This window comes from Streptomyces sp. NPDC051214, assembly GCF_040682375.1.
Lineage (GTDB): Bacteria > Actinomycetota > Actinomycetes > Streptomycetales > Streptomycetaceae > Streptomyces.
The window spans coordinates 1-20,377 of the sequence record NZ_JBFBAT010000017.1; the positions used below are offsets into that span (position 1 = coordinate 1).

21 protein-coding genes are annotated in these 20,377 nt (G+C 66.4%); 10 read left to right on the forward strand and 11 right to left on the reverse strand.

Going from position 1 to position 20,377, the window contains the following annotated elements; genetic code table 11:
- Nucleotides 1–169: 169 nt before the first annotated feature.
- From AB0M70_RS35105 to AB0M70_RS35130, 6 genes are read right to left on the reverse strand one after another with little or no spacing between them, the layout of a single operon-like run.
- Nucleotides 170–460, reverse strand: a complete 291-nt coding sequence (locus AB0M70_RS35105) for a hypothetical protein (RefSeq protein ID WP_365826660.1) — start codon at nt 458–460, stop codon at nt 170–172.
- 1 nt (nt 461) lies between these two features.
- Complete coding sequence (locus tag AB0M70_RS35110) at nt 462–1,346, reverse strand: DUF2797 domain-containing protein (protein WP_365826662.1); 885 nt, start codon at nt 1,344–1,346, stop codon at nt 462–464.
- Between the two features lie 28 nt (nt 1,347–1,374).
- Complete coding sequence (locus AB0M70_RS35115) at nt 1,375–1,989, reverse strand: hypothetical protein (protein ID WP_365826664.1); 615 nt, start codon at nt 1,987–1,989, stop codon at nt 1,375–1,377.
- On the reverse strand, nt 1,986–3,284 hold the full coding sequence (locus tag AB0M70_RS35120; protein WP_365826666.1) for a hypothetical protein: 1,299 nt from the start codon (nt 3,282–3,284) through the stop codon (nt 1,986–1,988). The genes AB0M70_RS35115 and AB0M70_RS35120 overlap by 4 nt, the downstream gene beginning before the upstream one ends.
- A complete protein-coding gene (locus AB0M70_RS35125) occupies nt 3,284–4,105 on the reverse strand; it encodes an ATP-binding cassette domain-containing protein (RefSeq protein ID WP_365826668.1) in 822 nt (273 codons plus the stop codon). The genes AB0M70_RS35120 and AB0M70_RS35125 overlap by 1 nt, the downstream gene beginning before the upstream one ends.
- Nucleotides 4,106–4,137: 32 nt before the next feature.
- Nucleotides 4,138–4,560, reverse strand: a complete 423-nt coding sequence (locus tag AB0M70_RS35130; protein ID WP_363210220.1) for a hypothetical protein — start codon at nt 4,558–4,560, stop codon at nt 4,138–4,140.
- A gap of 140 nt (nt 4,561–4,700) precedes the next feature.
- On the opposite strand from AB0M70_RS35130, the gene sigJ reads away from it, so the two are divergent.
- Both sigJ and AB0M70_RS35140 read left to right on the forward strand, forming a co-directional pair.
- On the forward strand, nt 4,701–5,648 hold the full coding sequence (gene sigJ / locus AB0M70_RS35135; protein WP_365826671.1) for an RNA polymerase sigma factor SigJ: 948 nt from the start codon (nt 4,701–4,703) through the stop codon (nt 5,646–5,648).
- Nucleotides 5,649–5,758: 110 nt separating this feature from the next.
- Nucleotides 5,759–6,973 (forward strand): FAD-dependent oxidoreductase, encoded by a 1,215-nt coding sequence (locus AB0M70_RS35140; RefSeq protein ID WP_365826673.1) that lies wholly within the window; start codon nt 5,759–5,761, stop codon nt 6,971–6,973.
- A 406-nt stretch (nt 6,974–7,379) separates the two neighbouring features.
- Here AB0M70_RS35140 and AB0M70_RS35145 read toward each other — a convergent pair whose 3' ends face one another.
- From AB0M70_RS35145 to AB0M70_RS35155, 3 genes are all read right to left on the reverse strand, one after another.
- Complete coding sequence (locus AB0M70_RS35145; RefSeq protein WP_365826675.1) at nt 7,380–10,481, reverse strand: NACHT domain-containing protein; 3,102 nt, start codon at nt 10,479–10,481, stop codon at nt 7,380–7,382.
- 330 nt (nt 10,482–10,811) lie between these two features.
- Nucleotides 10,812–11,282, reverse strand: a complete 471-nt coding sequence (locus AB0M70_RS35150; protein ID WP_365826677.1) for an NUDIX domain-containing protein — start codon at nt 11,280–11,282, stop codon at nt 10,812–10,814.
- A gap of 2 nt (nt 11,283–11,284) precedes the next feature.
- On the reverse strand, nt 11,285–12,031 hold the full coding sequence (locus AB0M70_RS35155; RefSeq protein ID WP_365826679.1) for a helix-turn-helix transcriptional regulator: 747 nt from the start codon (nt 12,029–12,031) through the stop codon (nt 11,285–11,287).
- 245 nt (nt 12,032–12,276) lie between these two features.
- Here AB0M70_RS35155 and AB0M70_RS35160 point away from each other — a divergent pair, with 245 nt between their 5' ends.
- Complete coding sequence (locus AB0M70_RS35160) at nt 12,277–12,459, forward strand: hypothetical protein (RefSeq protein WP_365826968.1); 183 nt, start codon at nt 12,277–12,279, stop codon at nt 12,457–12,459.
- On the forward strand, nt 12,447–12,692 hold the full coding sequence (locus tag AB0M70_RS35165; RefSeq protein WP_365826681.1) for a hypothetical protein: 246 nt from the start codon (nt 12,447–12,449) through the stop codon (nt 12,690–12,692). Before AB0M70_RS35160 ends, AB0M70_RS35165 begins: the two co-directional genes overlap by 13 nt.
- Before the next feature lie 1,217 nt (nt 12,693–13,909).
- On the opposite strand, the gene AB0M70_RS35170 is transcribed toward AB0M70_RS35165, so the two are convergent.
- Together AB0M70_RS35170 and AB0M70_RS35175 are read right to left on the reverse strand one after the other, a co-directional pair.
- Complete coding sequence (locus AB0M70_RS35170; RefSeq protein WP_365826986.1) at nt 13,910–14,053, reverse strand: hypothetical protein; 144 nt, start codon at nt 14,051–14,053, stop codon at nt 13,910–13,912.
- Nucleotides 14,040–14,477 carry a GntR family transcriptional regulator gene (locus tag AB0M70_RS35175; RefSeq protein WP_365826683.1) on the reverse strand — a complete coding sequence of 146 codons (438 nt, stop codon included), beginning with the start codon at nt 14,475–14,477 and terminating at the stop codon, nt 14,040–14,042. The genes AB0M70_RS35170 and AB0M70_RS35175 overlap by 14 nt, the downstream gene beginning before the upstream one ends.
- Before the next feature lie 158 nt (nt 14,478–14,635).
- Here AB0M70_RS35175 and AB0M70_RS35180 point away from each other — a divergent pair, with 158 nt between their 5' ends.
- The 6 genes from AB0M70_RS35180 (at nt 14,636) to AB0M70_RS35205 (ending at nt 20,330) form a co-directional block, all read left to right on the forward strand.
- The gene (locus AB0M70_RS35180) at nt 14,636–15,016 is read left to right on the forward strand and encodes a hypothetical protein (protein WP_365826685.1); all 381 of its coding nucleotides are present in this window, start codon (nt 14,636–14,638) and stop codon (nt 15,014–15,016) included.
- Nucleotides 15,017–15,041: 25 nt separating this feature from the next.
- Nucleotides 15,042–16,517, forward strand: coding sequence for a cell division protein FtsK (locus tag AB0M70_RS35185; protein ID WP_365826687.1), 1,476 nt, complete (start codon nt 15,042–15,044; stop codon nt 16,515–16,517).
- Between the two features lie 40 nt (nt 16,518–16,557).
- Nucleotides 16,558–17,271, forward strand: a complete 714-nt coding sequence (locus AB0M70_RS35190) for a DUF2637 domain-containing protein (protein WP_365826689.1) — start codon at nt 16,558–16,560, stop codon at nt 17,269–17,271.
- Nucleotides 17,272–17,404: 133 nt separating this feature from the next.
- The gene (locus tag AB0M70_RS35195) at nt 17,405–18,868 is read left to right on the forward strand and encodes a replication initiator (RefSeq protein WP_365826691.1); all 1,464 of its coding nucleotides are present in this window, start codon (nt 17,405–17,407) and stop codon (nt 18,866–18,868) included.
- The gene (locus AB0M70_RS35200; RefSeq protein WP_266741402.1) at nt 18,865–19,047 is read left to right on the forward strand and encodes a helix-turn-helix domain-containing protein; all 183 of its coding nucleotides are present in this window, start codon (nt 18,865–18,867) and stop codon (nt 19,045–19,047) included. Before AB0M70_RS35195 ends, AB0M70_RS35200 begins: the two co-directional genes overlap by 4 nt.
- Nucleotides 19,047–20,330, forward strand: a complete 1,284-nt coding sequence (locus tag AB0M70_RS35205) for a tyrosine-type recombinase/integrase (protein WP_365826694.1) — start codon at nt 19,047–19,049, stop codon at nt 20,328–20,330. Before AB0M70_RS35200 ends, AB0M70_RS35205 begins: the two co-directional genes overlap by 1 nt.
- Nucleotides 20,331–20,377: the final 47 nt, after the last annotated feature.

A 20,377-nucleotide genomic window follows, 5' to 3' on the forward strand; every position in this document is an offset into this window, starting at 1 on the left:
CGCATCAACGTGCTGTTCGCGATGCTCCGCGACGGCACCTTCTACGAACCCAGAACCCCACGCCTCGCTTGAAGAAAGACATAGAGGCACCCCCCAGCCGATCCGCGCCCCCAGCTTCAGCCACGCGCGGCAGCCTTGGGCGCCGGGACGCGGCAAGCGTGGCCCCGGCCTACCGCGTGAGGCGGCCGGAAGGGCAGGCAAGCGTGGCGGCGGCCCGCGCCCCCGTCGGCAGCGAGGTCAGCTCGGCGTGGCGGCGCCCCGCGGCCCCCGTCCACGGCGAGGTCAGCTCGGCATGGCGGCGCCCCGCGGCCCCCGTCCACGGCGAGGTCAGGTCGGCATGGCAGCGCCCCGCGGCCCCCGTCCACGGCGAGGTCAGGTCGGCATGGCAGCGCCCCGCGGCCCCCGTCCACGGCGAGGTCAGGTCGCCGGGAGCGTGCCCGTGGCCTCCCCCGGCGGCCAAGTCAGAAAAGCCCGCCCTGCACCGCCGGAATCTCCCGCACCGGCACACTCGTACGCGTACCCGCCGCTCCCCCCGCCCCCTCCAGTCGCCACCCCCGCAGCAGTCGGGTGTCGAGGACGATCAGCCTTCCGCCGTCGTCGAGGTAGACGTCGGGGCCCGCCACCGCGACGACATTGCCGTGTACCACCCCACCGTCCACGAGTTCCGTCACCGCGTGACCCGCTGCGCCCGCGAGGCGGTCCAGTCCGAATGGCTCGCCGTGGTCCACCACGGCGACCCGCAGCCGCTCCAGTGACTCCGGCCAGCCTTCGAGGGCGAGGGCGAAGCCGTGTAGGGCCTCGAGTTCGCGGCGGCGCTCCTCCGTGCCCGGCAAGGTCGCCCTCACGGCGCGCTTCCTGGCGTACGAGATCCGGTCCGGTACCCCCAGTGCCACCCGCAGCAGCTCCTCCGCCCGGCGCGCGGCCATCAGGGGGCCGCGCCCCAGCCAGGCGAACGCCACCGCTCCCTGTTCGAGGAGTCGGGCGGGGCCTCGTTCCTCCCGGGTGATCCCCACCTTCAGCAGCCCCGCACCGAACCACGCCAAGTACACGCGGTACGTACGCGGGTCGTCGGCGATCGTGTCGGCGGCCACCGAGTGCGCCCGGTCGAGGCGCGCGCACTCCGCGCACCGCGCCTGCGTCCCGCGCGCCGGGACGGTGGCGGCCACGGGGCAGGGGTTCCCCCGGGCCCCCACACACCCCCGGTGGCCCAGCGCGCGAAAGCCCACGTTCCGCCCCACGACCAGCGGACTGCCGACGTTCCCCCGCTCCCACACCAGCACAGGCCGTGCACCGTCCGCACCGTCCGCACCGTCCGCCCAGCTCAGCCCCGCACTGCGCCACTCCATGCCCACAGTCTCGCGCAGCCCGGCACCCCTACTGCTCCGCCCGCTCCGTCTGCCGAGGTCGCCCCGTAGCCGCGGCCACCACCCCCGTCAGCCACAACAGCACCGCCACCACAGCAGCCGACGTACTGGACGACGCGTGCAGCGACCAGGCCCACGGCTCCGGAGTGTTGTCGCTGTCCACGCCGAGCAGCAGCGTCGGGCCGAACATGCCGAGCGGCAGCAGCCAGGCCAGCCCGCTGCCGAAGAGGCGGGCGCTGATCATGCCGAGGCCGAGGTAGCCGACGACGTTGCGGGCCGCCGACGCGAACACCTCGGCGGTCGCGCCGGTGAGCAGCGGCAGCGCGGTCAGACCGAGGGCGAGCACGAGCAGCAGCACCAGATATCCGCCCCGCAGGCGGCTCATCGGCTGGGCCGCGGTCTGCTCCAGGTCCGCCATCGGCGAGAACAGCGTGGTGGCGAGGACCACCGCGTGGGCCAGCGGCACGATCTCCGCCACCGGCACGCTAAAGTCGACCAGATAGCGGAACTCGGGCACCGCCACCCGCTGCCCCGCGAACGCGGTCGCCGCCAGGGCGATCAGCAGCGCGACACCGGCGGCCCGGGGCAGGCCACGACACCGTACGAAGGCGGTCGCAGCGCTCACCGCGGCGGCTCCGGGACGGCGCGGCAGGCGCGGATGTCCCCGGCCGCCTCCTCGATCCACGCGTCCTGCTTCGCTGCCGGTGCCTCGGTGACCCGGGCGAGGACGCGGCCGAACTTCTCGCCGTAGTACTCGCTGGGCGCCCCGGCACGGCCGCGGACGACCGCCTCGAAGAGGAACGTGTCGGGGTAGCCGCCGGTCTCCTTCAGCAAGTGGGGCTCGCAGGAGGAGGACTTGGGCTGGGGAAGCGCCGCCGCGAAGAGCGCGTCGGTCAGGTCGGCCTCGGTCTCCGCGGGCGTCATCAGGGACAGTTCGGCGGCGCCCGAGGGCCGCTTCAGGCCGCTCGCGTAGAAGGCGCGGTTGAGCCCCTTCAGGGAGCCGAGCCGCGCGTCGACCGTCTTCACCGCGGCGCGCGCCTTCGGCAGCAGATGCCGGTCCTCCGGCCAGAGGCACACCTTCGTGCCGCCACTGGTGGCGCAGAGCGGCTGCGCCGGCTGGGCCTTGCGCACCGCCCAGTACGAGTCGGGCGTCGGCGTACGGAAGGCCACGAGCGCACCGCCCGCGACGACGGCCGCCACGACGAGCGCCCCGAGGGCGAGGGGCCGCGGGGTGAGCGACGCGCGGCGCCGCAGCGCTGGAAGTGCGGTCAGGAGCAGGCCGAGGGCCAGGCACCAGGCGAAGGCGATCAGCATGCGCGTGGTGTTGGGCTCGAACTCCGAGCTCCAGAACTCGTCTATCGCCGGGAAGAGCTTGTCGAGGGGGGTGTCGGGGACGAACGCGACGAAGACGAAGAGTCCGTACCAGAAAATTCCCGCGAAGGGCGCGACCACGCGGGACGGCAGTGCCGATCCGATCGCGACCCCCACGGCGATCTCCAGGCCCATCATCCCGGCCCCGAGCAGCAGCGGCGTCCAGGCGGGCTCGCTGACGTCACTGACCCCCGCGGTCCGCGAGAACGCGACGGCCACGAGCACGGCGTACGCGAGCAGCGCCCACAGCCACACCGCGAGCCACAGCAGCAGCGCCTGCGCCCAGCCGCCGCGCGCCGCGGTGTCCGCCCAGACCCTGGTCCGGTGCCGAAAGGCGCGGCCCGCTCCCCAGGCGGCCGCCGCGCTCATCACCGAGCCCATCACGATCACCGAGTAGAGCTGGACCTGAAGGCTGGTCTGGGTCCACCAGCCGATCCAGTCGCTCTCGTCGGGGCTGTCGGCGGTGAAGTAGTAGACGCCGATCGCGCCCATGAGCGCGGCGGCCCACTTGGCCTCGCCGCGCCGCATCTCGGTCAGCAGCACACGCATCAGGTCGCCACCGCTTCCGTACCGGCCAGGTGCAGATAACCGGCTTCCACGGCGCCCCCGTCGACTTCGGCTTCGGCTTCCTTGCCGTCCGCGCCGCTCGCGCCCCCACCCGGCAGCGCGCACAGCTCGGCGACCGTCCCCGTGAAGCGGACCGAGCCTTCGAGGAGCACCGCCACCCGGTCGCACACGTGGGCGACGTCCTCGGCGAGGTGGGTGCTCATCACGACGGCCGAGCGCTCCCCCAACTCCTGGATCAGCGAACGGAATCCGACGCGCTGGGCCGGGTCGAGGCCCACGGTCGGTTCGTCGAGGAGCACCAGGGCCGGTTCGTTGACCATGGCCTGGGCGATGCCGACGCGACGCAGCATGCCGCCGGACAGGGCGCCCATCTTCCGGTCCGCGTGCTTCTCCATCTGTACGAGGCGCAGCGCGGCGCGGGCCCGCTCGCGCCGCTCGCCCGCGGGCACCTTGCGCAGCCAGGCCGCGTACTCGGTGAACTCCAGGACGGTGAAACGGGGATAGAACCCGAAGGACTGCGGGAGCACCCCGATCCGCTGCCGGATCCGCTGCACCCGCGCCCGCCCCGGCGCCTCGTCACCGAGGAGGGTGACCGAACCGGACTTGGGTCTGCGGGCCGTGCTCAGCAGCGACAACAGAGTGCTCTTCCCTGCCCCGTTGGGGCCGAGCAGTCCGGTGACGCCGGAGGGAAATTCGAGGGACACGTCGTCGAGGGCGACCGTGGAGCCGTACTGGACGGTCACGGCCGCGACCGCCGCGACCGGCCGGGAGCCGGTCGCGGCGGTGCTCTTGCTGAGGGTCACGTGATTCCTGATCAGTTCTGGGCGTTCACGAATCAGTTCTGGGCGTTCACGTAACCGTAGGCCCGGCTGCCGGGGATCCCGGCCCAGGTGGCCTTGGTGTAGTACTTGCCACTGGTGCTGGTGCCCTTGTACCCACTGCAGCCGTACGCCTGCTTGTAGCTGCGGGAGGTGCCGGCGATCTTCGGGTCGGGGCGGAAGCTCTTGTCCTGGTAGATGTACGCGCTGAACGTCCTGGTGTCGTTCACCGGCACATCGCCACAGGCCTTGGCGTGACCGCTGCTCTTGCCCTTCCAGCGGTCACCGTCCTCCTTGTTCCCCGCGGTGGCTATGGAGAAGGGCATCCGGCTCCCGCTGATCTCCGCCGCCACCGCACCCACGGCCGGCACACCGATGGCGATCGCCGTCAGCGTCCCGACCACCGCGAGCTTGCGCTTCCCCGTGTACAACTTGCGCATCAAAATCCTCCAATAAAGCAGGACTTACTTGGTCGTTGATCACGCTATGTGCGGAATACGTGACTCCGGCGAGGTTCGCTGCGTCTGTGCCGATGATCACATCGTCGGTCAGCACGGGGGCGCGGGCTAGGATCCGAAGCATGGCTCTGACCGTGAACGACGTGGACCGGTTCGAGGCCGCGAGGCCCCGCCTCGAGGCCATCGCCTACCGCCTCCTCGGCTCGGCGAGCGACGCCGAGGACGCCGTGCAGGACACCTTCCTGCGCTGGCAGGCCGCCGACGTCGACCATGTCGAGGTCCCCGAGGCCTGGCTGACGAAGGTCCTCACCAACCTGTGCCTCAACCAGCTCACCTCGGCCCGCGCCCGCCGCGAGACCTACGTGGGCCAGTGGCTGCCCGAGCCCCTGCTCGCCGGTGACCCGATGCTCGGCCCCGCCGACACCGCCGAGCAGCGCGAATCCGTCTCGTACGCGGTGCTCACCCTGATGGAGCGCCTGTCGCCCAACGAGCGCGTGGTGTACGTGCTGCGCGAGGCCTTCGGCTACGCGCACCGGGAGATCGCGGAGATCCTCGACATCACCGAGTCCGCGGGCCAGCAGATCTTCCACCGCGCCAAGAAGCACGTCGCGGCCGGCAAGGCGCGCACCGAGATCGACGAGGCCACCGCGCAGCGCATCGTCGAGGAGTTCCTCGCGGCCGCCACCAGCGGCCAGACCGAGCCGCTCGTACGGCTCCTCACGCAGGACGCCATCTCCGTCGGCGACGGCGGCGGCAAGGTTCCCGCGCGCGCGAAGGCGTTCGAGGGCGCCGTCGCGGTCGCGCGGTTCATGCGGGGCCTGTTCGGCAAGCCCAGCGAGGCCAAGCGCGCCATCGTCGGCGGCTCGCCCGACGTCTGGGTCGCGACGGCGAACGGCGGCCCCGCCCTGGTGGTGGCCGTCGAGGGCCGGGTCATCGGCGTCATGTGCCTGGAGATCACCGCGGACGGCATCGTCGCGTTCCGCAACCAGGTCAACCCCGACAAGCTCGAACGCGCGACGCAGCAGTGGGCGGCGACGGACCACGGGGAACCCCTGCTCAAGGCGTTCTGACCCCCGTCACCGACATGTGACCTGCTTCACACCACACACCTGTCAGGAATCGCAGGGCTGCCCGGTTCAAGTGGCGAACCCGCTGAAGAGCTGATGACAGGAGCAGGAAAATGCAGCAGCACCGCATCGTCGTCATCGGAGCCGGATACACCGGAGCCACCGCCGCCGGACGCCTCGCCAGGCGGCTGCGCCGCGAAGACGTCGCCATCACCCTCGTGAACCCGGAGCCCGACTTCGTCGAGCGCGTCCGGATGCACCAGCTGACGGTCGGCCAGGACCTCAGGCACCGGCCCTTCAGCGAGATGTTCGCGGACACCGGCGTCGAACTGAGGCTCGCGAAGGTCACCGCGGTCGACGTCGACCGCAAGGTCGTCTCCGTCAGCGACGCACAAGGCGCCGCCGAACTTGCCTACGACACCCTCGTGTACGCCGTCGGCAGCGGCTGGAACACCCAGGGCGTCCCCGGCACCGCCGAGCACGCCCACGAGATCGCGAGCCGCGCCGGAGCACTCCGGCTGCGCGAGCGCCTGGCCGGTCTCGGCGCCGGGGAGAGCGTGCTCGTCGTGGGCGGCGGCCTCACCGGTCTGGAGGCGGCGACCGAGATCGCCGAGGCCCGCCCGGACCTCGACGTCGCCGTCGCCGCCCGCGGCGGTCTCGGCGACTGGCTCTCGCCCAAGGGCCGCGAACACGTGCGGAAGGTCTTCGCCGGCCTCGGCATCACCGCGTACGAGCAGACCGCCGTCACCGGCGTAGGGGCCGACCAGGTCACCACGGCCGGCGGAGAGGTCATCCCGGCCGCGGTCACCGTGTGGACCACCGGCTTCGCGGTGCACCCGATCGCGGAGGCCACCACCCTGGAGGTCAACGGCACCGGCCAGATCGTGGTGGACCGCAGCATGCGCTCGGTCTCGCACCCCGACGTGTACGCGATCGGCGACGCGGCCGAGGCGATGGGCCCCGGCGACAAGCCGCTGCGGATGTCGTGCGCCACCGGCACCCCCATGGCCTGGCAGGCCGCCGACGCCATCGCGGCCCGCCTGACCGGCGGAAAGGTCCCGAAGACGCCGATGCGCTACTTCAACCAGTGCATCTCGCTGGGCCGCAAGGAGGGCCTGATCCAGTACGTCACCGCCGACGACCGCTCGGTCAACGCGGCCCTGACGGGACGCTTCGCCGCCCTCTACAAGGAGCTGGTCTGCAAGGGCGCGGCCTGGGGCGTCGCCAACCCCCTGCTCGGCATGCCGGCCCGCCGCCGCCCGGTGACCCAGCACCCGACCGGCCCGGCCACCCCGGCCGAGACCTCGGCCGAAGCCACGGCAGCCTGACCGGACACCGCCCCCGCCACCCGGCGGGGGCGCCCCCCGGACCACGCCCGGACAACGCGAAAGGCCCCCGGCGAACCGGGGGCCTTTCGACTGCGTGCACTCGGCAGGATTCGAACCTGCAACCTTCTGATCCGTAGGATCGGGCAAGCTCGCCGGTGAGGGACCGGCTACCCATGACCTTGGCCGCACAGGTAAGTGATCACACGTGACTGTGTGCCGTCGTTGCCGTCAGGACTGCCGTCAATCTGAGCTAGGACGTCAACCACCTCCTGCGCAATTTGCGACTCTCACTCCTTGTCCAACGCCCGCGCACGGCGCGGGCACACGCTGCCCCGACGGGGGGCCAACAGATAAGGGAACAAAGCTGCAGACGCCCGCTATAGCGGAGGCTTCGGCGCTGTGGGCCTTATGCGCCAACAGCGTCTCGGTTAATCATGAACCTCCATGTAGGCGCCCCTTCTTTTACAAGCTCGGCTTCAACAGCAGGGTGATGCACGCCGACGAACGCATTCTCATATCCCGCCGGTATGCGGATTCGCCACTCACGAGCCGATTCGATGAAGGGCCGCACGTCAAACCCACCAAACACTTTTGCGAAATTGTCATTAAAGGGAATAATTCTAATCTCTCTGAGTGACTTAGATTTCGCGAGAGAACTTGTATCCACTGGAGAATTTGCTCGTATTACCAGCGTCTTCAAACAAGGAGCCTCTGCCAGATAGGCCAGCTCTGTTTGCTCGTGCAGTATGAAGCTCAGCCTTTGCAGGCTCTTCAGATCCTTGACGCCCGCCAAACTCGCCTGAAACCCTGCCGGCGCCAGCACCAGATTGAAGAGTCGGGGGGCCTTTGCAGCCAAGTCAGAAAGGTCAAGGTCCTGTGCCGAGTTACGGATGGTCAACTGCTTGAGCTGCGACAATCTCGGGAAAGGCGCCAGGTCGAATTCTGAACCTCTAGCGCGACTAATGTTCAAGAAATCCAAATACTGCATCCCCGCAAGATTTTCTAGAGAGTCAACTGAATCTCGCACCATGATATTCAAGTATCGAAGCTGCGCACACTCCGCAGCAATAGTCGCGAAGGAAAGATCCGACACACCCCTACGCAGACTTAGCTTTTGCAAGCCTTGCAGGCCAGTCATCCATTCCATACCTTGAACAGGGCAGGCAATATCAAGCGTCCGCAAGCCCGGCAAATGCCGTAGCGAATGGAGTATATGCGGTAGGTAAACCTCTATATAGGTCCAGGCTTCTGGATTCTTCGAAAGCACCCTCTTGGCGTACTCGTCTGCGTCAAAGTACTCCCAAGATTGTCGAATCTCTCGCTGAACTGTCACTCTTTTATCGCGGGCGTAACGGCTAATCAGAGAAAGGGCGCCATCGCCGCCGACAAGCGCCGCCATTCTAATGGTAGCTGCCGCCTCGTTAGCGGGCAGCTTCTTATCTGGAATTAGCGGAATCACCATCTCACCGGCTGACGCCAACTCCTTCGCGTCCGTGAAACGACGCGGCGGGATAAGTCCTGCGGTGATCTGGCGAACTTGGCTGTAAACGCTCGGCGGGTCGCATTCTGTTGCTGTTTCAAGGCATGCTGCGGCAAGTAGGTGCAGCCGCTTCTTGTGCTCTATTTCACGCTCCCCGCGTCTAATGAGTCCTGAGAGCAGTATCGACCGTTCTCTGGGCCTTGCGTGGCCTACAGCCATAACGAAGACTTCATGCCATTGGTCCAAATGAGCGTTGGCAAGTAGGTTGTCAAAGTCGTCGATTTCGACTATTCGCGCAGCAGCCAAATATTCTTGAAATGTGCGATGAATGAAATCAACACGACCTGGAACTGGCCTTCTCAGACAGCCACTTCGAATGAGTAGGTAATCGAATAGTGTGTCAGCATCAGAATCTACTGCTGGCATCGACTGCAAGGAAATGCCGACCTGCTTTATGGCCTGCTCACGTGAAGCATCAGTAAGCCCATTCCTTATCAACCAATGAGCAAAACCTCCTAGTATCGACTTCTTCTGAGAGTCGCCGAGATGAGCGGGCTGAGGATAGTCAATTCTCCTTTCTCGGTCTCGCCGCAATAACAAGAGGTCGAGTGCTGCTCGATATAGCTCCATTCGGTCTCGCGGCAGTTGCGAGTGGCGATCTCGATTGAGAGTACACAAGAGTGCAGCTAGCAGCGGATTAGAGGAGAGTCGCCTTAGTTGACGCTCTTCTTGAATCGATGCGATTAGATCGGCCTCCCCCTGATTCAGCGTCTCCAGTTCAGCCTCGTCACACTCGCCATCCCTGGCAGCATCGTGCCAGTGCTGGACGAAATTCTCGACATCCTTTTGGTTCATCGGAAGCAGATCGAGCACTGCAAAACCGTCTTCACTTAGCCAGTCGACCTCTGCCGCCGCCGGCCGGGACGTTACGACGTATAGGGCATCCGGATAGGTGGCGATCAATTCTCGAAGCCAGTTTCGAGCCACATCACGCTGCTCATCCGGAAGTTCGTCCACACCATCAATCAGGATGAGAGCTCGTCCGGTTCTCAAGATTCGGTGCACCCACTTGTCAGGCATCTCTTCACAAAGGAGAGTTCCAACTGTCGGGAAGAATCGAGAAGGACTAGGAAGATCAGTGTTAGCGTATCGGCGCAACGGCAGCACGAATGGCACGAGGGCGTTCCATTCATTCAAGTCTGCCTGAAAACTTCGGTTCGCTGCGTTAACGGCTAGCCATTGTAGGAGTGTCGTCTTACCAGACCCAGCGTCTCCGCGAAGCAGTATTCTCCGATAAGGGGAAACAGCTATCTCCGTGCGCATTCCGACCCCTCTCTCGGCCTCCGCAGCGCTTCGCATTGCGGGTGTGGGGTCGTCCTCATCTGCTTCTGCTACATGGTCCGCTGTTGACGGCGATACCGACAACACGGGAGTGCCATGTTGGGTTGCGGGCGAAACGCTAAGTGTGATGTAAGCAGCCGACAGGTCGTAAGATAGATTTTTTCGATCAGCCAGGTCGAGCCCGAAAATCTGCAAACGGTTAAGAGAGTCAACGACCAAAGAGGCATAACGGTTCTCGAAGTCCAAATCCTCTACACGGAGATCAGGCCCCATTTTGGCGTATATGCTGCCTATTGTTTCTGTTAGGCAACGCAGTCGATCGAGTTGCTCAATCTCAACCCTGGCTGCAAAGGTGGGCCACGTTGTTATGAACTGAACCACCTGCACAGAGATATCTCGGATCAACAATTCACAGAACGCTTGAGCTGCTTCAGACAGTCCAGCCGATTTATGAGTTGCGGTCCAACCTCGTAATACTCTTCGACTGTAGAGTTCAGGATTCAGGTCACATTGCCAGATGTCCACATTGGTACTGCTGAGAGTATCAGCAGCTAGATGCGCCGCAGCTTGCTTCTCATTTTCTGGAAGATTACGGAATTCCGTGTGCACCAATTCAGAAAGGCGCCGTGCAACATTTTTAGTGAGATTCTCGACGTCTTTGTGCTCGACTGCTGTTGGTTTCTTCAATCGTAAGCGTGGATATGCAGGGCCTGGCGCAAGGCCCGCTCCTGGGCCCGGAATTACACGTCTAGCCGCAGCTCCGATAGATGCACCCAGGACCGCACCAGCGATCTTCCCTGCCAACACCTCAAACATCGCTCACCCCCAGGAAGAGAGAGACACACTTTCCAGACTAGCGTCGTGAGGAAGGCAAGGCAGGCGAAAAGCTGCAACAGATGCCTGGTTCGGTTCAGGGACAGCAGAGATCAGCCCCGGCAGCGTGTTGAGTGGGGTGCTCGAAGCCTTCGGTGGAAGCCACCTTCGATAAATCCGGTTGCTCATGCGGTCCCGTCACCGTCAGCCCAGATACGGGCGCTCGCGGCGCTCCAGGAAGTGCTGAAGCCTGAGCCGCTGGGTGTGGTGCATCGGCAAGTCCTCAAGTTCCCCCGGGGGAACGAACCGGAGTTCCGTCGACTCATTGGAGATCGCGAGCTGGCCGCCGACGGACCGGGCGGTGAAGCAGACGTTGAACTGTCGCCGGACCTCGCCGTCCGTGTACTCGATGATGTGCTTCGGGTCGGTGTACGTACCGACCAGGCCGGTGATCTCTACGTCCAGGCCGGTCTCCTCTTTGACCTCTCGGACCGCCGTGCCGGGGAGGGAATCGGTGAGGTCCATCCCGCCCCCTGGCAGCGCCCAGAGGTCGTTGTCCCGGCGTCGCTGCAGCAGGATGCGTCCCTGCTCGTCGGTGACGACCGCTGAGGCCGCGACCACCATGCTGTTCGGCTTGGGGGCGTTCGGGTCGTCGTAGTACTCGGTTCGCGCCATGGTCACTCCTCCTGCTGTACCGGCTCCGCCGTCGCCCATACCGCGTCGAAGCTCTGGCCGTAGGTGTCGAACATGCCGCCTTCCCCGTTACGGCGGAGATGCCACACCGGGGCACCGTAAGCGTTCACTCCCCAGACGTGAGCGTTGATCAGCATCTGGTCATCCGCGCGGTACAAGGAGTTGTAGAGCGTCGTTCCGTGGGTCCTTATCTCGATGCCGGATACGCCGATCAACGGGCGGTAGTGCATCAAGGCCAGACGGCACCGGGACTCGATGCCGTGACCGAATCGCTCCTCCTGGCCGCGTGCCTGGACGTTCGGGCTTTCCGCGTCGCCTACCGCGATGCGTACGGTGCAGCCCTCAGCGGCTCGTTCGCGCAGCAGGTTGTTGAGCCGCGGGTATGCCTCGTGCAGGAAGACAGCCGCGTACACGAGCACATCGATGCGCTCCCGGGCCTGCGTCATCATGTCCACGAACGTGGATACGGGGACGTCTGCACGTTGCTCGTGTAGAGCCACGAGTTCCGGGCTGATCGCGCGGGCGGGGCGGGCCTGCCGAAGTGCCGGCCAGAGTGCGTGCACGTCTTCTCCTAGGGCTTCAGCCGCCTGTAAGGCGGTGGCGCGGCGCGGCGTACGGCCCAGATTCACCCATCGCTCGACTGACTTGGGGTCGACCTCAACTGCCTTAGCGATTGCGGCGTACGTCCAGCCTCCGGCCGCCATGACGGCACGTAGTCTCTCGTTTTGCATGAGTCTCCCTCTGAGTCTTGGGACGGCACTAGGGACGTTTTACCCGACGCGGGACGTCCCGAAGTGGGGTTTGGGGGTGGTTTCTAGGTCCTACCGGTTCGCCTGATGCTTCTTCGCATGAGCACGGACGGGTGCCGACTGCCTGCTGAGTCACGCGGCGGTCTGCTTCCGAGCCAGTTCGTTCCCGCGGCGAGGAGAAGGCAGTAGTGACCGACAACGCGGCTCTTCCAACTATCGGCGCCCTCATGGTGGATGAGCGCACCGGCAAAGCGGGTGTCGTGATGGGGAATGAAGGCCCCTATGTGCAACTCCGCCCGCCATGCGGGGGCCTGGAGTGGGACGTCCCACCCGATGCGCTCCGCCAACCCAGTCAATCCGAGGGGCTCAGCGCCAAAGTGGCTGTAGCCAACGGGCGGTGGGGGCGGTGAGCCCGCGCGCTGTATTGCGGTACGAGACGTGGACCCTCGAACCTGACCGAGAGCCCGACGCCGAACCGGCGACCTACGCCATGCAGTGCGCGGTCGACGGCGAGACGTCACCGGCTGGCGAGGACTTCGCCGAGCCTCAGGCTTGGGTCCTCGAACACTGCGGCAAGCATCCGTCACACCACACCTACCGCGAGATCATCACGCGCCCCTGGCGGGCCTGGAGGCGAGCCTGATGCGTCGATCGATCGCCTGGTTAGGGCAGTTCACCGGACCACTACTGATCATCATGATCTCCGGATCGTGTGGCCTGGTCGTCGGCTTCACCCTGGCGTCCAGCTCGACTCTCCTCTGACCCCCGTCCTCACCGACCGAAGCCGATCGACGTGGTTCCCCCACGTTCAGCGGTCTCGGTGGGGACGGGTTCCACATCTGTATCCGGGCTTGCCCGGAGCACGCGATCCCTGCCCTTGATGCGAGCGGCGGGGCACGAACAGCAAGAGACCGGACCACCCTCAGCCTGGACAGCATTCCGGGTGGTCCGGTCGCGGAAGTCCTGATCAGGACCCCGGTGCCGATGGTACCGGGGCAATTGGCGTGCTCGAACGCGGGTGCGTCTTCAACCCCCGCTCTCAGTTATCGAGTTGGAGGGAATCAATGTTGCGGTGCAGTCGGCGTGGCCCCCGCCCTGGCCTCAGCCACCGAAAGTCAGCCACGGCGGCGGGGCGGGCAAACGAGCACCCGCCACGTATGTCTCCAGCAACCCCGGGCCGACCTCGACCACGCTATTTCTATGCGTCACGGACTGCACCGCCGTACGACCTTGGCGTTGCCGAGTTGGCATGGCAACTGGGTTCGGCCTGCGGCTCCGTGGACTCCGCGGCCTGGAGCGTCGGACGGTTGAGTGGCGTGGTCGGACTGGGGGCGACGGGCTGGTCCTGGCGCTCGAGGCGGCCTGGTTTCTTGCTGATCTCGCCGTCAGCCCTGGCGAAGCTGCGCGCTGAGCGGCGTGGGGCCGCCGCAGCGGTGGCGGAGACATGGAGCGGCGGCGGCCCCAGGCCGCCAGCGCGCGCGGTCCGCCGTAGGCGGGCCGCCTTGATCCAGTAAAGAAACTTTGGACAGCTCGCTGCCCGGGCCGCTCCTCGCCGCCTACCCATCGACACTTCGGCACTTTTTGAGGCGTTATGTGCTCCGGATCGCAAGAACCTATCCACAGACATTCCGAGTTTTCCTGAACTCGTTGGTCCGGACTGTCACACGACAAGGCATCTCCACACCTGTAGCAAGTGAAGGACCGAGCGTCGGCGTCATGGCTGAAGCGGGCTACCGAGAGGTGCGCGTGACGGGACGCGAGAGCAAGTCGCATCACCGCGGTGCGGGAGGACGTGAGGTCCTCTACCGCCCTGCGGGACGGGGCATCCCACGGGCTAGTGATCCGTGGTGGCGTGAGCAGTCAGATCAGCGCAACGAAGGGCGGGACCTGGTGGACGAGTCGGAGATAGCGGCACTCGATGGTGAAGTGACGCGTCTCGCTGTGGAGATCGCCGAACTGGCGTCGCTCCTGGAGCAAGTGCGAGCGGAGGCTAGGCGCCTTCACTTTCGCTCTTCAGCTGCTGCATCAGCTCCAACAGGCTCTGCATCGTCTCGCGCATCTCGCCGAGCTGGCCGCGCAGATCGGCAACCTCGGCGGAAAGGGACGCGACCCTAGAGCCCAAGCCCGCAGCGTCGCCCTCCGACTCGAACGACTCCGGTCCCTCTGTCCCGCCCTCCGGCCCTAGGCCGGCGGCGGGGCGACGGATGAAACTGCCCCGGCCCTGGACGCTGTAGATCAGCTCTTCGCTCTTCAGCAGTCGGAACGCGTTCTGGATGGTCGCGCTGGCCAGTCCGAACTTCTCTTGGAGCTCGCGGGAGGACGGGACCTTGTCCCCGGGACTCAGCTCGCCGCTCTGGATCTGACGGCGGAGGTACTCGGCCACCTGCACGTAGGGCGGTCGAGAGTCGTCTTCGAGGGGCAGCGTCATGGCCCAAGAATACGGCGGCTACGCCTGCCTCACCTACGGAACACATGGGTAGCAGCAAACATCCAACACATAGGTGTTGCAGTACACCTAGCTGTCGTGGTTACCTCTTGGAGCGGCCGGACCCGGACCGCAGAACCAACCGAAGGGCTCTATCTGTCATGGCTATGACCATCATCCGCGTCGGTCTGCTCGACTCCACGAACTTCATGGTCGGCACTCCTCCGGTGCCGAAGTGGAAGGACCAGGAGAACGGCGTGCGCGCCGTGGACCGGGAGACCGGCCAGCCGATGTTCGTCGTGACGCTCTTCCTGATGGAAGACGACCGAGCGGAGGCAATGAAGATCACCGTTCCGGCGGGCGGCCTGCCGAACGGTCTTCACCCCGGTCGCTTCGTGAAGCCGGTCGAGCTGTTCGCGATCCCGTGGGCTCGGATCTTCAACGACTCCCTTCAGGAGGGCGTCGCCTTCCGCTGCGCGTCCCTGGAGCTGGTCGCTGGCCCGGCGGTCCCGCAAGAAGCCGCTGAGTCTGCGGCGGCATAAGCCCCATACCCCGCGACATCCCAGGGTGGCGGCGCTTGCCTTCTCTCCTTCGCGAGACAGGACGCTGCCGCCCTGGCGGCCAACTCAAAGACACGAGGACGAAGTGATGACCGGAATCAACGAAGCCTTCACCTGGGTCAGTGGCGCTGTCTGGCTGGGCCTCATAGCGATCACCCTCTGGACGGTGGTGTGGGTGTCCCGCTACCTGCGGGCGACGCCCATGAAGCGCCGCAGCATCCGTCTGGCAGTGCGCATCCGGTGGGGCTGGAAACGGTTGGCGCCGATGGTCAACCTGTCCGTCACCGACAAGATGCCAACTGCCGTGTCCTCCCTCGCCAGTGGTGACAAGGTCGTCAAGCCCCGCGTCCTGGTGCCGACTCTCAAGGTCGTCCCGGATGAGTTCGGAGTCATCGTACGGGCGAGTTGCCTGCCGCAAGTTGGCCTGAAGGAATTCCAGAAAGCAGCCCCGTACCTGGCCGACGCGTGGCGCATGACTCGGGTTTCGGTCCTGCCGGACAAGCCGGGTCAGGTTCTCATCCGTGGGGTGCGAGTCGACCCGCTCATCACCTCGACCACGCACACCCCCTCAGGACTCCCGCCGGAGAAGGTCGCCCTGTGGGATCTGGGAGTGGACGAGTTCGGCATGCCCGTCAGTGTGCCGCTGTCGGAAGTTCCCGGCATCACGATGGCGGGCCTGCCCGGCTTCGGAAAGACGTCTGCGGTCAATCGTCTGATCTGTGACTGGGCCCCCTCACCGGCCGTGCAGTTCAACGTGTTCGACGGCAAGGTGTCGCATGCCTACGAGGGGGACTACGCCGACCTTGTAGAGCGGCTGTTCGCCTTCGTCGGTGACGACCTGGAGGCAGCGAACAAAGAGCTGAAGCGCCTGGTCGAGCTTCGTCGTGCCCGCTCGGCCTGCCAGAAGCAGATCCGGGGCGTCAAGAACTTCTGGCATGTCGGGCCCACGGAAGAGTGGCCGCTGATCGTGACCATCATCGATGAAGCCCACACGTACTTCCGCGATCACAAGGGCTCTGACGCGCAGACGAAGCGGCTGGCCGCCCTGGCTGCCGAGAACGCTCGCCTGGTGGAGGACCTCACCAAGAAGGGGCGGGCCCTTGGCTTCCTGACCCTGATCATCACGCAGAAAACCACCGGCGACGCCATCCCCACCTTCATCAGGGACGTGTGCCCGGTCGGCCTGTCCTTCGCCCAGAAGACTGCCGACGCCGCCGTTGCCGCCCTCGGAGACGACATCCGTCAGTGGCCCGAGGCCAACCCGGCCACACTCCAAGACGCTGCCTATGTGGGAGTGGCGGTCATGAACGCCCACGGTCGCCCGGGCTTCGTCCGCATCCGCACTCCGTTCGTGGCCGACGAGCACGCCGCCCGTATAGCTGCCGAGACAGCGCACCTCACCCGTGACCCCGGGCAGCTCCTCGAACGCCTCACCGGTCAAGACCCCGTGGACCTGGCCAAGGATCTGTCCGAAGCAGCCTGACGGCCCTGCTCCCTACACCCTCGAAAGGAGGTGAACCCTCATGTCGGAAGACCGGATCACGCAGCGCACGGTGACCGCGGTCATGGCTGTCATCGCCCTGCTGGCCTTCGTGTTCTCCTTCGGCAACGTCTGGAGCCTCGCCCTGCGCCTCGGCGTCCCCAGCTCGGTCGCTCCGCTCATCGCCCCGATGGTGGACCTGTCCGTGGTCGGCCTCCTCGTGGCCCTGCGGTACCTGTCCCTGCGCGGAGTCCCGGCCAGTGAACTCACGGCGGCGACCCGCCTCATGCACGTCTCTGGCTTCTTCACCCTCGCCCTGAACGTGGCCGAACCCATCATCGCCGGGCACTACGGCCGCGCCTGCGTGGACGCCGTAGCTCCGCTGCTCCTCCTCGGCTGGGGCGCGGTCGGTCCTGCTCTCCTGCGCCACTTCCACGCGGTCAGTACCCCCGCCGATGCGCCGACCGAATCCCCCACGCCGCTGACCGACACGGCTCCGGTCCCGGACCAACCGGCACCGCTCGCGCCCGCCGCAGCTATCCAGCCCGCAGTCCCTGCGGCTGCACCCACGCCGCAGCCCGGCGCTGCCCCGGCCCCCGCCGCTCCGGTGCCCCCGGGCCTCCTGGAAGCCGCACGCGAGATCGCCGCTGACCACACCGCCACCCACGGCCAGCCCATCACTGCATCCCAGCTCAAGACCCGGCTCGGCGTCGGCCTCCCCCTGGCCAAGGCTGCGCACGCCGCCCTGACGGCCTGACCTCCGGCCGGCACTTCGGCCCCACTTCCCGTACCTCCCCTACCGGGCCCAGTTCGCCATGCCTCCGGGCGGCAACAAACCCCCTCTGTTGCTGTCCGGCGGCCCGCCCCGTCAGAAGGGAAACCTGCACGCCATGGCCCGCGAAATCGGCCTGCACCACGTGATCAGCCCCGCCGTCCGCGACCTTCTCGCCCTCGCCAACGGCAACGACTTCGACCGCGTCACAGAACAGGTCCGCAACCTGCGCGGCTGCACTCATCCCGTGAACCTGCACGGCTGGACGGCCACCACCGACCAGACGACCAAGCAAGTGGTCCGCTCCTACCGCTCCGAGGACGAGCCCTCCGGACGCCTACTGACCACCTGCGGCAACCGCCGCGTTTCCCGTTGCCCTGCCTGCTCTCGTGTGTACGCCGCCGACACGTACCACCTCATCAAGGCCGGACTGTCCGGCGGCAAGAGCGTCGCCGAAACCGTCCGCGACCACCCCCGTGCCTTCGTCACCCTCACCGCCCCGTCGTTCGGCCCCGTCCATAACCGCACCACTACCGACGCGGGCAAGCCCCGCCCTTGCGCATGCGGCGCAAGCCACCCGCAGGACGCTCCCGAACTCGGCACACCACTGCGTCCAGCAAGCTACGACTACACCGGCGCCGTGCTGTGGAACGCTCATGCCGGGGCGCTCTGGGCACGCTTCACCACCTACCTTCGGCGTGCCCTCGCCGAGCACCTCGGCATGACACAGAAGGCACTGAACGCTGCCCTGCGCGTCTCCTTCGCCAAGGTTGCCGAGTATCAGCAACGCGGCCTGGTGCACTTCCACGCGGTCGTCCGCTTCGACGGTCCCGACGGTCACACCACCTCGCCTCCGGCCTGGGCCACCTTCGACGCCCTTCACGCGGCTGTCGGCCTGGCGGTCGAGCGGGCCAGTCTTCTCGTCGAGTCGGACGCGGTGGGCGAACGCGTCATCAAGTGGGGTGCCCGCTTCAAGGTGGACCAGATCTCCGCCCTGGGCGACGGAGAACTTACCGATGCCAAGGTCGCCGGATACGTCGCCAAGTACGCCACCAAGAACGCCGAAGGCGCAGGCACCGTTGATCGCCCCCTCGTATGCCGCCCCTGCTCGGGACGCGGCTACGTACGCGGCCCCGACGGTTTCCGCGACCTATGCGAGGACTGCGACGGCACCGGCCAAGCCGAACCCCTCAGCGGCCTGCCCGTACAGCAGCACGCCCGGCAGATGATCCGCACGGCTTGGGCGCTGGGCCATCTCCCCGAGTTCGCCCACCTCAAGCTCTGGAAGTGGGCTCACATGCTCGGCTTCCGAGGCCACTTCTCCAGCAAGTCCCGTGCCTACTCCACCACCCTCGGCGCCCTCCGCGACGTCCGCCGGGCCTGGCGCACCGCCCAGGCCGAAGCTGCACGGGTTCGCGCTGGCCTGCCCGCCGACGACGAGAACACCACCCTCGTCACCACGTCCTCGTGGACCTACCTCAGCAGTGGCTACCGACCCGGCGAAGAGCTCCTGGCCGCCCAGGTCCGCCACGACGTGATCCGCGCCCAACGCATCAAGCACGAAGGACTGGCGCCCGCATGACAACGGCCGTGCTCACCGTGGACCAGGTCGCCGCGCGCCTCGGCATCAGTCGCTGGAAGGTCCACGACCTGATCCGCTCCCGAGAACTCGCCTCTTTCAAGATCGGCCGCTGTCGACGCATCAGCGAGGCCGCGGTGGACGCGTACGTATCCCTTCGCACCGAACAGGAAGCCGCCTGATGGCCAAGCCGAAGAAGAATGCCAACAACGAGGGCACCATCTACCAGCGCAAAGACGGGCGCTGGGAGGGCAGCGCGTACGTGCTCACGACAGACGGCACGTACAAGCGGCGCAGCGTCTACGGCAAGACCTGGGACGAAGCGCACGAGAAGCTGACCAGGCTCAAGGCCGACTCTCTCAACGGCACGCCGGTGGCCACCAGCAAGATGACGGTGGCCGAGTACCTGGGGTACTGGCTGCTGAACGTCGCCCGAGGGAAGGTCCGGCGGACGACCTACGTCAACTACGAATCCCTCGTCCGCAACTACGTCACTCCAGAGTTCGGCAGGAAGAAGCTCGTCCGGCTCACCGCCCGCGACATCCGGGCGTTCCTGGTGAAAACGGCCGCCACGTGCCAGTGCTGCGCGCAGGGCAAGGACAAGAAGCGGCCGGAGCACAAGCGGCGCTGCTGCGCCCTCGGCAAGTGCTGCACAAAACTCCCGTCCGATCGGACCGTGCGCTTCCTGCTGGTGATCCTGCGTGCCGCTCTCCAGCACGCCGTGCGTGAAGACGAGCTGCCGCGCAACGTGGCCCGGAACGTGGAGCTGAGCATGGGAACGAAGCGCGAGATCGAACCGCTCACGGCCAAGGAAGGGCGCCTGCTCCTGGCGGCGGCCCGCGAGAACCGGCTGTGGGCCGCATACGAGCTGGCCGTCCGGATCGGCCTACGTCGTGGGGAGCTGCTCGGGCTGCGCTGGTCGGACGTGGACCTTCACGAAGGTGTCCTTACCGTCCGGCAGGCTCTCCAGCGGGTCGGTGGTGAGCTGCTGATCGTCGCCCCGAAGACCCAGCGCTCGGCTCGTCGCGTGGCCCTGCCGGCCGAGTGCGTGACGGCGCTCCGCGCCCAGCGGGCCCAGCAGATCGCCGACAAGAAGGCCGCAGACAGCAGCTGGAAGGGGACGGGCCATGGCCTCGTCTTCACCACCAAAAACGGCACCCCCATCGAGCCGCGCAACCTCAACCGGTCCTTCGAGGTGCTGTGCGTCCGTGCCGGAGTCCGCAAGGTCCGCTTCCACGACCTGCGGCACACCTGCGCGTCTCTGCTCCACGAACAGGGCGCCGACGCTCGAATGATCATGGAAGTCCTGGGTCACAGCTCGATCCGCGTGACCATGGACATCTACACCTTCGTCCGGCTCGACTCCCAGCGATCCGCTTTCGATCGCGTCGGGGATGCGCTGAGGGGTGACGGCAACGATCCGGACGATGACGACGGTACGGCCGGTGTCCCGGCGGCCGTCTGACTCCCTTCCGGCGGCGGTTGCCGTCAGACACTGCCGTCAGGACATAC